Annotated in this window: 10 protein-coding genes; 6 read left to right on the top strand and 4 right to left on the bottom strand. The window is 59.4% G+C overall.

Going from position 1 to position 13,243, the window contains the following annotated elements; translation table 11 throughout:
* Positions 1–260 precede the first annotated feature (260 nt).
* The 4 genes from gyrB to JNK74_26480 all read left to right on the top strand — a co-directional run bounded on the left by gyrB (position 261) and on the right by JNK74_26480 (position 8,312).
* Positions 261–2,678 (top strand): DNA topoisomerase (ATP-hydrolyzing) subunit B, encoded by a 2,418-nt coding sequence (gene gyrB, locus JNK74_26495; GenBank protein MBL7649741.1) that lies wholly within the window; start codon positions 261–263, stop codon positions 2,676–2,678.
* 249 nt (positions 2,679–2,927) lie between these two features.
* Positions 2,928–3,218 (top strand): hypothetical protein, encoded by a 291-nt coding sequence (locus JNK74_26490; GenBank protein ID MBL7649740.1) that lies wholly within the window; start codon positions 2,928–2,930, stop codon positions 3,216–3,218.
* A 57-nt stretch (positions 3,219–3,275) separates the two neighbouring features.
* A complete protein-coding gene (gyrA, locus tag JNK74_26485; protein MBL7649739.1) occupies positions 3,276–5,798 on the top strand; it encodes a DNA gyrase subunit A in 2,523 nt (840 codons plus the stop codon).
* Between the two features lie 159 nt (positions 5,799–5,957).
* Complete coding sequence (locus JNK74_26480; protein MBL7649738.1) at positions 5,958–8,312, top strand: GH92 family glycosyl hydrolase; 2,355 nt, start codon at positions 5,958–5,960, stop codon at positions 8,310–8,312.
* Positions 8,313–8,673: 361 nt separating this feature from the next.
* Here JNK74_26480 and JNK74_26475 read toward each other — a convergent pair whose 3' ends face one another.
* Complete coding sequence (locus tag JNK74_26475; protein ID MBL7649737.1) at positions 8,674–9,402, bottom strand: hypothetical protein; 729 nt, start codon at positions 9,400–9,402, stop codon at positions 8,674–8,676.
* A 76-nt stretch (positions 9,403–9,478) separates the two neighbouring features.
* Positions 9,479–9,901 carry a MerC domain-containing protein gene (locus tag JNK74_26470; GenBank protein MBL7649736.1) on the bottom strand — a complete coding sequence of 141 codons (423 nt, stop codon included), beginning with the start codon at positions 9,899–9,901 and terminating at the stop codon, positions 9,479–9,481.
* Between the two features lie 345 nt (positions 9,902–10,246).
* Here JNK74_26470 and JNK74_26465 point away from each other — a divergent pair, with 345 nt between their 5' ends.
* Positions 10,247–11,212: an alpha/beta fold hydrolase gene (locus JNK74_26465; GenBank protein MBL7649735.1), complete on the top strand. Its 966-nt coding sequence runs from the start codon at positions 10,247–10,249 to the stop codon at positions 11,210–11,212.
* Between the two features lie 377 nt (positions 11,213–11,589).
* On the opposite strand, the gene wrbA is transcribed toward JNK74_26465, so the two are convergent.
* Both wrbA and JNK74_26455 read right to left on the bottom strand, forming a co-directional pair.
* The gene (gene wrbA / locus JNK74_26460) at positions 11,590–12,189 is read right to left on the bottom strand and encodes an NAD(P)H:quinone oxidoreductase (GenBank protein ID MBL7649734.1); all 600 of its coding nucleotides are present in this window, start codon (positions 12,187–12,189) and stop codon (positions 11,590–11,592) included.
* A 102-nt stretch (positions 12,190–12,291) separates the two neighbouring features.
* Positions 12,292–13,041 carry a 3-oxoacyl-ACP reductase FabG gene (locus JNK74_26455; protein MBL7649733.1) on the bottom strand — a complete coding sequence of 250 codons (750 nt, stop codon included), beginning with the start codon at positions 13,039–13,041 and terminating at the stop codon, positions 12,292–12,294.
* On the opposite strand from JNK74_26455, the gene JNK74_26450 reads away from it, so the two are divergent.
* The coding region (locus JNK74_26450) for a hypothetical protein (protein MBL7649732.1) at positions 13,033–13,243 on the top strand (211 nt) is incomplete at its 3' end. The two genes, JNK74_26455 and JNK74_26450, sit on opposite strands and share 9 nt — an antisense overlap.

Here is a 13,243-nt window from a genome sequence, read left to right as displayed (position 1 = left end):
GTTGTTAAGTTGTTGTTCCTTAACTATTTAACACCCTGAGCGGCCCAACTATTTCATGGGGCCGTGAAATTTCCGGGTTAGTTACTCGCCTCACGGGCGGGAATTCCGCGCTTGCGTGCCCGCCACAACGGGCGGTGGATACCCCCTTAAATCCCGCTGAATATTGCGTTTAACTTGGTTTTAGCCGGCCATTTTTGCTATAATGACGCGTATTCCAAACACCATCTATCCGGGGGGCACCATGAGTCGAGGTAAGTATAATGGCTAAAGACAGTTACGATGGAAGTTCGATTCAAGTTCTGGAGGGTCTGGAGGCCGTCCGGAAACGTCCCGGTATGTATATCGGCGATACGAGCACACGGGGCCTCCATCATCTGGTCTACGAAGTGGTGGACAACAGCGTCGACGAGGCGCTGGCGGGCTACTGTAACCAGATCAATGTCTCGATTCATATCGATAATTCCATCACGGTCGTCGACAACGGTCGTGGTATCCCCGTGGACCTGCACCCGAAGTTCAAGGGCAAAACGGCGCTGGAAGTGGTACTCACGGTGCTCCACGCCGGCGGCAAGTTCGACAACGAATCCTACAAGGTTTCGGGCGGTCTGCACGGCGTGGGTGTGAGTTGCGTGAATGCGCTTTCGGCCTGGCTGGAGGTGGAGGTGAAGCGCGATGGGAACGTCTACGGCATGACCTTCGAGCGCGGCAAGCCCAAGGGCAAGCTGGAGACCAAGGGCAAGGCCAAGACGACGGGCACCAAGATTACCTTCATGCCCGATACCGAGATCTTTGAGGTTTCCGAGTACAACGCGGAAATCCTCCGCAGCCGCCTCCGCGAGTTGGCCTTCCTGAACAAGGGCATCAAGATTGTCTTCGAAGACGAGCGCACGGTCGACGAACCGGAAGTGATGCAGTACAAGGGCGGTATTGTCGAGTATGTGGCGTATATCAACCGGAACAAAGAGCCGCTGCACCGCAAGCCCATCTACCTGGAACTGGCCAAAGATGGCGTTGAGGTGGAAGTGGCCATGCAGTACACGACGGTGTACACCGAGACGCTTTCGACCTTCGCGAACAACATCAACACCCACGAGGGCGGCACGCACCTGAGCGGTTTCCGCGCGGCGCTTACCAAGAGCCTGAACGACTACGCCAAGAAGAACAACCTGCTGAAAAAGCAGATGGCGGCCCTCTCGGGCGACGACGCGCGGGAAGGCCTCACGGCGATTATTTCCGTGCGCCTGCACGATCCCCAGTTTGAAGGCCAGACCAAGACGAAGCTGGGCAACAGCGAAATCCAGGGTATCGTGAATTCGCTGGTGTATGAAGGGCTCCAGACCCACTTTGAAGAGAACCCCACCACCGCCAACCGGATTATCAACAAGACGCTGGAGGCGGCGCGCGCGCGGGAGGCGGCCCGCAAGGCCCGCGACCTGACCCGGCGCAAGGGCGCACTGGACTCCATCGGCCAGGCGGCCAAGTTGGCCGATTGTTCGGAAAAAGATCCGGCGCTCTGCGAAATCTTTATCGTCGAGGGTGACTCGGCCGGTGGTTCGGCCAAGCAGGGCCGGGACCGGCGCTTCCAGGCCATCCTTCCGCTGCGCGGTAAGGTGCTGAACGTGGAGAAGGCGCGCATCGACAAGATGCTGAGCAACAACGAAATTCGCTCGCTGATTACGGCGCTCGGCACGGGCTTCGGCGATACGGATTTCGACATCAGCAAGCTGCGCTACCACAAGATCATTATCATGACCGATGCGGACGTGGACGGCGCGCACATTCGCACGCTGCTCCTCACGTTCTTTTTCCGCCAGATGCCGGACCTGATTCGCCGCGGGCACCTCTACATTGCCCAGCCGCCGCTGTACCAGATCCGCAAGGGCAAAAAGGCTCAATATGTGAGTACGGAAGCCGAGTTCGAACAGTTTATTTTTGACGGCGTGCTCGATACGGTGAAGGTTTCCAGTTCCACCTCCAACGGAAAGGGCGTGCAGAGCAAGGTGCTCCTGCGGGCCTTCCGCGCGGCGCAGGATCGGCGCAAGATGCTGGCACGCCTTCACCGGGTCTACGGTGTTGACGAAGCCGCCGTGTATAAGTGCATGGAACTGCCCCGGGAACTGCTGCACGACGCCAGCCAGCTTTCCGCTGCGCAACTCGCCGAAATTTTTGGCCCCAATGCCCAGATCGTAAACATGGCGGAAGAGCAGGCGGAGCTGGAGGGGATGCCCGAAGATCTGGTCAACGGCAAGAGCAAGCGTGTGCGCCAGGCCGGTCAGATCGACCTGGCTTTCATGAAGAGTCACGAATTCTCCGCGATGCTCACCCACATGGAGCCCCTCAAAGCGGTGGGCGAAGCGCCCTTCACCGTGGAGCCCAATAAGGGCAGCGAAAGTTCCGACACCTTCCAGACGGACGATCTCCTGGATCTCTACAACCGCCTCAAAGAGATCGGCAGCAAAGGCATGCACATCCAGCGCTACAAAGGTCTGGGCGAAATGAACGCGGAGCAGTTGCTGGAGACCACGATGGATCCAGAGAACCGCACGCTGCTCAAGGTGATGGCGGAGGACGAAGCCACGGCAAGCGAGATGTTCGTCACGCTGATGGGCGATCTGGTGGAGCCGCGCAAAGAATTTATCGAGAAACACGCGCCGGAAGTGCAGAACCTGGATATTTAGCGCGGCTGCGGTGTTTGAAGAGCGGAACCGCAATTTTTCGCAAATTAACGCAAATTTGAACAGAAGCGATGGGCGCTTCACTCGTTCCCAAGCTCTGCTTGGGAATGCAGTCCCCGAAGCTCCGCATCGACAAACACCGAGTAACTGCTTAGGGCGTTGAAGAATTTGAACCGCGCATAGACGCGAATTTTTCCCGAGAGTTTCAAAATACTTTCGAACGTGTTTCGCGATCAAACTGAGGGCCTTGCCATGGGTTTCATGCTCGATACGACGCCTGATGCATCAGGATATTACTGGGAAACCAAAGCGCAAATGACGCCAGCGCAACGCGCACGGGAGGCGTTTCGCCTGTCGGAGGAATTGCGCCTCGACACATTGGCGAAGGTACGAAGTCAGAACCCCGGTTTTTTGGAGGATGAGGTGAAATTGGCCTACATCCGCCACATCTGCACCGATGAGGAATACCATACGCTGCTTCCTGTAATCGAGGAGCGGATGAACCGAGACCGACTCAACGCCTCCAGTGGAGTGACGCACTAGAAATCACGCTGACCGGCTCTACGGCTGGACTTAGATAAATACCCGCAAGGACGAAAAATGGCCAGAGACGACATCAAGCCGATAGCCATCGAGCAAGAAATGAAGAATTCGTTCATGGACTACTCCATGAGCGTGATTGTGAGTCGCGCGCTGCCGGATGTGCGCGATGGGCTGAAGCCGGTGCACCGCCGCATCCTCTATGTGATGCAGGAGCTGGGGCTGGTAAAAGGCCGGTCTTTCCGCAAATGCGCCTCCATCGTCGGTGAGACCCTGGGTAACTATCACCCTCACGGCGACGCGTCGGTGTACGATGCGCTGGTCCGCATGGCCCAGGAATGGAACATGCGCTACCCGCTGGTGGACAGCCAGGGTAACTTCGGCTCCATCGACGGCGACAACGCGGCGGCCTACCGGTACACCGAAGCGCGCATGGAATCCATCACCGCCGACATGATGGCGGACCTTGATAAAGAAACGGTGGACCTTCAGGAAAACTTCGACCAGCGCCTCAAGGAGCCGACGGTACTTCCCTCGGCATTTCCGAACCTGCTGGTGAACGGTTCCTATGGTATCGCCGTCGGTATGGCCACGAGCTGCCCGCCCCACAACATCACCGAAGTGTGCAACGCCATCGTTCACTTTATTGACAACCCCAAAGCAACGCCCAACGACCTGATGAAGTACATCACGGGACCCGATTTCCCCACGGGCGGCGTGATCCTCGGGCGCAAGGGCATCAAGGATGCCTACCGCACGGGCCGGGGTCGTCTCAAGGTGCGGGGCCGCGTGGCGGTGGAGACGAAGAAGGACGGCGGTCAGGGCAAGCAGAGTATCATCATCCAGGAAATCCCGTACCAGGTGAACAAGCTTCGGCTCATCGAGTCGATTGCCGATCTGGTGCGCAGCAAGACCATCGAAGGTATCACCGACCTCCGCGACGAGTCCGACAAGGACGGTATGCGTGTGGTCATCGAACTGCGTCGCGGCGAAGAGCCCGAAGTGGTGCTTAACCAGCTCTACAAGAACACGCAGTTGCAGGCTACGGCCAGCATTATCTTCCTGGCGCTGGTGAACAACCAGCCCAAGGTACTTAATCTCGCCGAATTGATCCACTACTACGTGGAGCATCGCGCCGAGATTGTAGAACGCCGCACCCGCTTCCTGTTGGACAAGGCGGAGGCCCGCGCCCACATCCTCGAAGGCTTGCTCAAGGCCATCGACCACATCGACGAGATTATCAAGATAATCCGCGCTTCGGCCGATCGGGATGACGCCCGCGACAAATTGATCGCCGCCTTCGGTTTCTCCATCATCCAGGCGAATGCCATTCTGGCCATGCGTTTGCGTCAGCTTACCGGGCTGGAGCGTGAAGAGCTCCAGAACGAGTATGCAGAACTGCTGAAAGAGATCGAACGCCTGACGACCATTCTCTCCAGCCAGAAGAACATTCTCGCCGTGGTTCGCGAAGAGATCATCGCCGTCCGCGAGAAGCACGGTGACGAGCGCCGCACCGACATCCTCGATGAAGAGGGCGAATTCAACGTCGAGGATCTCATCGCCGACGAAAACATGGTGGTGACCGTTTCCAACGAAGGCTATATCAAGCGCCTTCCCGTGAGCACCTACCGCAAGCAGAAGCGCGGCGGCCGGGGTGTTTCCGGTATGGACACGAAAGATGAAGATTTCGTAAAGGACCTCTTCATCGCATCGGCCCACCAGTACATGCTCTTCTTCACCAACTTGGGTCGGGTCTACTGGCGCAAGGTTCACGAGCTGCCGAAAATGAGCCGTACCGCGCGGGGTCGCGCCATGGTGAACCTGCTGAGCCTCGCGGGCGACGAGACCGTGACGGCCTTCCTGCCGGTTCGCGATCTGCACGAGGAAGACAAGTTCGTCTTCATGGTGACCAAGAAGGGCACGGTGAAGAAGACGGCATTGAAAGCCTACAGCAACCCCCGCACCACCGGCATCATCGCCCTCGAAATCGACAAAGGCGACGAGCTGATGGACGTGCAGCTTACCTCCGGCAACGACAACGTGCTCATCGCCACGTACAAGGGCATGGCCATCCGTTTCCCGGAAACCGACGCGCGCCCAATGGGCCGCACGGCCCGCGGCGTCATCGGCATCCGTCTGGATGAGGGCGACTACGTGGTGGGCATGTCCCTCGCACAGGATGATCGCACGGTGCTCAGCGTGACGGAAAACGGCTACGGCAAGCGGACGCAGGTGGGCGAGTATCGCCTGCAGCACCGCGGCGGCTCCGGCATCATCAACATCAAGACCTCGGAGCGCAACGGCAACGTGGTCAGCATGATGACCGTGGACGATAACGACGAGCTGGTGCTGGTGGCCACCGACGGCATCGTGATCCGGACCTCGGTGAAGGATATCCGCACCATAGGCCGCAATACCCAGGGTGTGATGGTGATGCGCCCGCAGGAAGGTGCCCGCGTCAGCGCCGTGGCCAAGGCCGTGCCCGAAGAGAGCGACGACGACGCCACCGCCGGCGCGGAAGGCGATAGCGACGTAGACGATTCCACGCCGGACGACGTTATAGAAGAGAGCGGCGAAGAGTAAGCCGCCCTACGCAAGCAGAATGACCCAGAGAGCGCCGGGATTGCCCGGCGCTCTTTTTTGTAGGACGGATAGGACCGATAGGACGGATGGAATCGGTCGTATCCGTCCTATCGGTCCTGTAAACTATAGCGAAGTGCCCGCCAACCCCACAGGAGCCCCATGAAACGATTCAAGCGAATACTCAAGTGGGTGCTTATCGTGGCGCTGGTGATTCTGGCCATTCCGGTGCTGGCCTTGCTGGGCGTTTGGGGTGCCTACCGCTCTATCGTGAGCCCAAAGCCCGGCGTGCTGGAAACCGCCGTCACACCGGGAAATCTGGGCGAGAGTGTCGACCCCTTCATTGCCACGGGCGGCTATTCGTGGATGTGCGGCCACGATTCCCCCGCGGCCACGGTTCCTTTCGGCATGGTGCGGCTTGCGCCGGACACGGCGTCGCTGCTGATCAACGAGGAGGCCTTCAATCGTTCGGGTTACTTCTACGGCGACAACAAGATCATCGGCTTCAGCCACACGCGCCTGCTTGGTGCGGATGCCCAGGAGGGCGGTGTGTTTCGATTGTTTCCCTCCACCACGCTGCTGGGCGGCGTCGCGCCCGATGAAAAGCGCTATGCGAAATTCTCGCACGCGGAAGAAAAGGCCTTTCCCGGCTATTACGCCGTGCGACTTCCAGAAGAGGAGATACTCGTCGAGTTGACAGCCACGACGCGCGTCGGGGTGCACCGCTACACCTTCCCCGAAGGGAGTATGCCCCATCTGGCGATTGACGTAAGCAGCGTTATCGGCGACAAACGGAGCGAGAAGGGAACGGTGACTATCCGGCCCGATGAGCGGGAGTTGGAGGGGAGTATTAGAATTCACGGCTCGTTTTCCGGCCGCTACGATGGACTCGACGTGTACTTCGTCGCGAAGTTCGACCAGCCCATTGCGAGCCACGGTACCTGGAACGGCAACATTTTCAGCACCAGCAGCGTATCGGCAAGTGGCGATTCCATCGGGGCCACGTTTGCCTTTTCGCCCTCGTCCGAAAGGCAGACGGTGGAAGTGCGCCTGGCGCTGTCTTACGTGAGTATTGCAAACGCGCGCGCGAATCTGGAGGCGGAATCGGCGGGGAAGACCTTCGAAGACCTCTACGCCCAGGCCCGCGATCAGTGGGAGGGGTATCTCTCACGAATCCAGATAGAGGGCGGGAGCGACGCCCAACGGCGTATCTTCACGACCGCACTCTACCGTACGATGCAGATGCCGACAACCTTCAATGACGTGAACGGCGAGTACACCGGATTTGACCGCGCCGTGCACACAACAGCCCCCGGAACCACGTACTACACGGATTTTTCCCTGTGGGATTCTTTCCGCACGGTCCATCCGCTTTACAACCTGATTGCGCGCAAGGAGCAGCGCGACATGATGGTGTCGCTCGTCGAAATGGGCAAGGCGGGCGGCTGTCTGCCCCGCTGGCCCTCGGGCGCGGGCTATACCAACTGCATGTTCGGCACACCGGCGGATGTGGCGGTGTCCGAGGCGTGGCTGAAAGGCGTGCGCGACTTCGACATCGAAGCGGCCTACGGCATGATGCGCCAGACCGCCCTCACCGGCAAGCCCGAGGGAACCCGCTTCGCGGGGCGCGAGGGACTGGAAGGCTATCTCCAACATGGATATTGCCCTTCCGACACTATGTCCGACGCCGTGTCGGCCACCTTGGAGTATTCCTGGTGTGACCACGCCCTGTCGTTGCTGGCGGCGGACCTGGGCAGGGCGGACGACGCGGCCCTATTTGCGAAACACGCCCAGTCCTATCGCAACGTGTGGGATCCGAAGCGGCTGTTCTTTGTCCCGCGTGATGCGGCCGGCAACTTCACGGACAAGTTCGATCCGCTGGTGTTGAGCTATACCGATTCCGGCCGTGAGTTCACGGATGACTTCGTGGAGGGCAGCGCCATGATGTGGCGCTGGGGCGTGCCTTTTGACGGCGAAGGATTGGTGTCGCTCTTTCCCAGCCGGGAGCAGTTCGTTGCGGAGTTGGAAGACTACTTCGGGCAGTCTCGCGAGCAGGTGGGCCATTGGCATCCGGGATCACACTACTGGCACGGAAACGAGCCCTATTTCCATGCGGCCTACTTGTTCAACGCGGCAGGCCGTCCCGATCTAACACAGAAGTGGGTACGCCACATCCTCGATACCAAATATGCCGACCACTACGCGGGCCTCGATGGAAACGACGATGGCGGCACGCTCTCCGCGTGGTATGTCTTCAGCGCGCTGGGCTTTTATCCCATCGCAGGCACCACGCGCTACGAGATCGGCGCGCCGTTGTTCGAAAAGGCCGTCATGGATCTGGGCGAGGGCAAGACCTTGACGGTGATCGCCGACAACTATGCGCCGGAGAATCTCTACGTCGATAGCGTCTCGCTCAACGGCAAAGTCCTGGAGCGCAGCTATTTCGTTCACGACGAAATCGCAAATGGCGGCGAACTGCGCTTTGTAATGAAGCCGAGGGACAGCGTCGCCCCATAATCGGGAACGGCGATTTCCACTGGAGGTCAACCACATAAACCCAACGGCGCGAAGTACGCGTCAACCGGCGGGGCTGTCTCGAATAGCACTTACAGAATGGGAGTAGTCGCAGAATGACCGCCGGTGACGGGAGTTCGGGAAAGAAAAGGCTGTCCCGTCGTGCGGGGAGTTGACTGGACGTCTTCACAGACAAGTCAACAGGCAACAAGTCGTCTGACCGAAGTGGAGTTGTAGACCACGGTTAGCTCCTCGAACGACGGGATAGCCCCGCCAGTCGTCGTGAACCTCGCTTCATACAGCGATTTATTTGACGCGAAGCGATTGAAACACACTCGGATCACTCGGCGACGCTGTCCCTGAGTCAGGCAAAGTTATACCAGCCGCCTCGCAGGTCGGCGTCTCCCTCAATGCGTCGGAGGGAACAGATAAAAAAGGCGTAGCGATTTCTATCTTCGTCGAGACGTTTTTCGATTTCAATGAATCGCGTATCGGTCTTCCGCCGCCAACGCGTCATCGCCGTTATGCCGATCGTCACTATCGCGACGAGCAGTCCCCAGGACCAATGGGTAAGCACGCCAAGCAGCGCGCCGGCAATCAGGCCGACGCAGCCCCAGCCAAATCCCGGATTCTTGCTGTAGTAGTAGTCAAGATCCTCTTTGGCAACGACGGATGTCAGATAGGCGGGATCGTCCAGGTCGGCGGCGCAGAGTTCGTGAAGCTGCAGCTCATAGTCCCCCGACGGGATTTGGATGGCTTCCTCGGAGCCGGGAGTTTCCTCGGCGCTTGCCATGTAGAACTCGGCCCCGTCCGCGATGAGGCGACCCGAAGGGCATCGGAGCAGGAAGCGGCGGTTCAGGGTCTTGTAGAATGCCAGCACATCGTCGGGAACCGCTTCGTCCACGTAAAAATGAACGTCCCAGCCACCGTCCCTTCCCGTGTTGATAAAGAACACACGCCCTCCCCAGGCGTCCGCTTTCCACAGGTCATCAATCGCCTGAAGCTCCGTCTCTTCCGTGCCGGCGCGGGTGTGCTGTACATCCCAGAAGGCCAATTGCGCGACGTCGGTACCGATGAAACGTTTGTGGATCATGAGGCTGAGTTTCCTTCCCTATCATACGAAAGAACTCAGCGTACAAGATCGGGAGGGTGCGCGCAACGTGTCGGCTTCAGCAACGGGACTGGCAGGGGCCCTTGTGGCAGCCGTCCGAAGGCCTGCACTGGCGATAGTTGCGCAGGTGCGCCAGGGCCAGGAGAAGTGAGCCCGCGACGGTAGTCCAGCGTTCGGCGGCTTCCGACGGAAGATCGTGACCCACCGTGGCCGCCACCACAATGAGGATGAGTCCGGTCAGGCCCAGCGCCAGCACGGCGGCGTCCCGGTGGCGCAACCATCCCGCCCCCAGCGCGAAGCTGCTAAGCGGGAGCACAGCCACGAGCATGAGCGTGTGAAAATGGACGTGGCTGCCGGTGAGCGCCGCGAGGGCGGGCAGCAAACCCGCGATAAGGGGCAGAATGAGGCAGTGCACCGCGCACAGGGCGGATAGTCCGATGGCGATCTTATCGATATGTCCCTTGGCGGGAATAGTGCTCATGATGGGGGTTCCGGGGCCGCAATGTGCGAGGCGCTGTGATTTTAGGCTCGGGCATTTTTGCTTATGATAGCGCATTATCATTTAAAAGTCAAATGGGGAAGCCAGGCTGGCGGGAAGCCGGATCGGACGGATTAGACCAATCAGACGGATCTGATCGGTTTGATCGGTCCGGTTGCATCCGCCGCGCACCCGCACTATCATGCTTTCGCTGGCTGACGCCGTTTCCCTGAACGCCCGAAGGAGTTCTCGATGCGCTTTTCCATATTTTTAGTGGCCCTGTCGGCCTGTGTCACCCCCACCGTTTTTGCGGGCGAGGCACCCTTCTATCACGACAAGCTCGACATCATGCAGTACATCGATCCGTCGGGCGCCGCGCAGGCGGTGAAGGCTATCCCCGATTGGAACATTCGCCGGGGCCATGTGCTGGAGAATATGCAAAAGGTCATGGGGCCCTTTCCGAATCACGAGCGGGGCGATCTTGCGGTGGAGGTGGTGGGGGAAGTGGAGTTTCCGTTGTATACGCAGAAGAAGATAACCTACCTCTCCGAGCCCGGTGATCGTGCGCCCGCATACCTGCTTATACCAAAGAATCTTTCGGGTAAGGCTCCGGCGATTCTGGCACTGCACCAGACCTATCAACTGGGCAAAGAAGAGCCGGTCGGCAAGAGCGGTGCGCTCAACCGCAATTATGGTCAGGAATTGGCGGAGCGTGGCTATGTGGTTATCGCGCCGGACTATCCGGGTTATGGCGACTATATGATCGACGTGTACGCCATGGGATATGAGAGCGCGACGATGAAGGGCATCTGGAATCATATGCGCTGCGTGGATCTCTTGCAAAGCCTGCCGGAAGTGGACCCCGAGCGTATTGGCGCCATTGGTCATTCGCTGGGCGGGCACAATACCTTGTTCGTGAGCGCCTTCGATACGCGCATCAAGGTGGCGGTGACAAGTTGCGGCTTCACCCGATTCCCGAAGTATTACGAGGGCAACATCACGGGCTGGAGCCACAAGGGCTATATGCCGTCCATCGTGACGAAATTCAATAAGGATCCCGCGAAGATGCCTTTCGACTTCACGGAGATTCTGGGTGTTATTGCGCCGCGGGCCGTGTTTATCAACGCGCCGATAAGCGATGAGAATTTTGAAGTGTCCGGTGTGCGGGATTGCGTCGAATCGGCGATGCCGGTCTTTGAGCTTTTCAGTTCCGCGCACAAGTTGCAGGCGGCCTACCCCGAAGCGGAGCACGACTTTCCCCCCGCGCAGCGGGCTGCGGCCTATACGTTAATCGCGGAGACGATTGGGGAGTAGGGAGGCCCCGACGGATTGCAGGGACGACAGGGACAACAGGGAATGACGCTTACTTAATCGTTCTCGAGCACAAAAAGCACACTATGGGCGCCACCCACACGCGGGCCGCCTCAGGCGGCCATCAGCTTGTGGGTGAAGGGACTTCGGCTTGGCCTGGCCGGCAATAAAAATCAACTCGACGGCTGCCTTACTTGGCTTGGTGACAAACTTCGCTCGCGTGTAGTCCCTTCACCCACAAACTCCGTCGCAAGCTCCTACGTGTGTGGGTGGCACCCGACATGCCCATTATTTGCCACGGTATATTCTCGTTAAGTAAGTGCCATTTGGGAAAGCAGGTGATGATAGACCTGCCGTCCCTGAATACTTTCAACTCGACGTTACTTGCTCATCTTCAACGCGATCCCCGCGACGTGCTTGCCTTGGAATCGGGCCTGAGCAAGTTCCTTCTCGCTGGGCTGGCGCGAGCCGTCGGCGCCGGCTATGGTCGCCGCGCCCCAGGGGCTGCCGCCCTTCACTTCGCTGATGTCGGCAAGCTCGGGACAGGCATAGGGCAGGCCGACGTAGACCATGCCGTGGTGCATCAGGGTCGTGACGAAGCTGATGATCGTGGACTCGTTGCCGCCACCCGTGCCGGTGCTCGTGAAGACGCTGCCGACCTTGCCGACCAACCCGCCCTTGACCCACAGCCCGCCGGTTTGGTCCAGGAAATTGCGCATTTGCGCGGCCATGTTACCGAAACGCGTCGGTGTGCCAAAGATGATGGCGTCGTAGTCGCCCAGTTCGCCGGGGCTTGCGATCTCGGCGGCCTGATCGAGTTTCACACCATTACGCTTCGCTGATTCCTCGGAGAGGGTTTCGGGCACGCGCTTGATGGTGACTTCGACACCGTCCACGGAGCGCGCGCCTTCGGCGATGGCGCCCGCCATGGTTTCGATGTGGCCGTACATGGAGTAATAGAGAACGAGGATCTTTGGCATGATAGGAAACTCCCTGGTTGTTCCTTGATTGTCGCTGAGGTGGTGGCATGCGCCATCAGACCGATCCGACCAATCTGATCAGTCTGGTGTGGCGGGAGCCTGCTACGCTGTAAATCCGCCATCAACCGTGATGACCGTTCCGGTGATGTACGAGGCCTCGGGACTCGCGAGGAAGGCCACTGCCGCCGCGACTTCCCCAGGCTGGCCATATCGACCGAGGGCGATGAGCGCTTTCTGCCCTTCGGAGCCGGGGCCATCTTCCGGGTTCATGTCCGTGGCGGTGGATCCGGGTTGCACCACGTTGACCGTGATGCCCTTCGGGCCCAGGTCGCGCGCCGCGCCGCGCGTATAGCCCACTACGGCGGCTTTCGTCGCGGAGTAGTCGGCGATTCCGGGAAAGGCCACGCGATCCGCCAGACCCGACCCAATGGTGATGATGCGTCCACCTTCGCCCATGACCAGCGCGGCGGCGCGGATGGCCGTGACCACAGCGCTGTAGTTGATGGCGAGCTGGCGGTCGAGACCCGCCACGTCGGTATCGGGTGCGCCGATCATGCCGGGTGTGAACACGCCCGCGTTGTTGACGAGTATGTCGAGGCGGCCAAAGTGGTCGGTCACCGCTTTTACCAGATTTTCAACCTGGGTCTGATCGGCCTGGTCGGCCTGGAAGGCATGGGCCCGGACGCCCTTGGCACCCAGCTCCGCCGCGACGGCCTGGGCCTTGTCGGCGGATGCCGAATAACTGATGGCGACATCCGCGCCGCGATCCGCAAGGGCGTGGGCGATGGCCGTGCCGATCCCGCGTGATCCACCGGTGACCAGGGCAACTTTTCCGCTGAGTGAATTGGGCATTTGGAGTTTCCTTTCGAGCCAGCGATCGCTGACGAAAATGCTTATGGGTCTTATGGGTCTTATGGGTCTTATGGGTCTTATGGGTCTTATGGGTCTTATGGGTCTTATGGGTCTTATGGGTCGTTTGGGTCGTTTGGGTCGTTTGGGTCGTTTGGGTCGTTTGGGTCGTTTGGGTCGTTTGGGTCGTTTGGGTCGTTTGGGT

Source organism: Candidatus Hydrogenedentota bacterium (genome assembly GCA_016791475.1).
Lineage (GTDB): Bacteria > Hydrogenedentota > Hydrogenedentia > Hydrogenedentales > JAEUWI01 > JAEUWI01.
Note: the sequence above shows the minus strand (reverse complement) of the source record. Positions and strands in the feature narration are given on the sequence as shown.

Coding starts and splice junctions, on each gene's coding strand:
- gyrA (MBL7649739.1), top strand. CDS start 3,276: ATGGCCAGAGACGACATCAAGCCGATAGCCATCGAGCAAGAAATGAAG.
- JNK74_26475 (MBL7649737.1), bottom strand. CDS start 9,402: ATGATCCACAAACGTTTCATCGGTACCGACGTCGCGCAATTGGCCTTC.
- JNK74_26455 (MBL7649733.1), bottom strand. CDS start 13,041: ATGCCCAATTCACTCAGCGGAAAAGTTGCCCTGGTCACCGGTGGATCA.
- JNK74_26465 (MBL7649735.1), top strand. CDS start 10,247: ATGCAGTACATCGATCCGTCGGGCGCCGCGCAGGCGGTGAAGGCTATC.
- wrbA (MBL7649734.1), bottom strand. CDS start 12,189: ATGCCAAAGATCCTCGTTCTCTATTACTCCATGTACGGCCACATCGAA.
- JNK74_26480 (MBL7649738.1), top strand. CDS start 5,958: ATGAAACGATTCAAGCGAATACTCAAGTGGGTGCTTATCGTGGCGCTG.
- JNK74_26470 (MBL7649736.1), bottom strand. CDS start 9,901: ATGAGCACTATTCCCGCCAAGGGACATATCGATAAGATCGCCATCGGA.
- JNK74_26490 (MBL7649740.1), top strand. CDS start 2,928: ATGGGTTTCATGCTCGATACGACGCCTGATGCATCAGGATATTACTGG.
- gyrB (MBL7649741.1), top strand. CDS start 261: ATGGCTAAAGACAGTTACGATGGAAGTTCGATTCAAGTTCTGGAGGGT.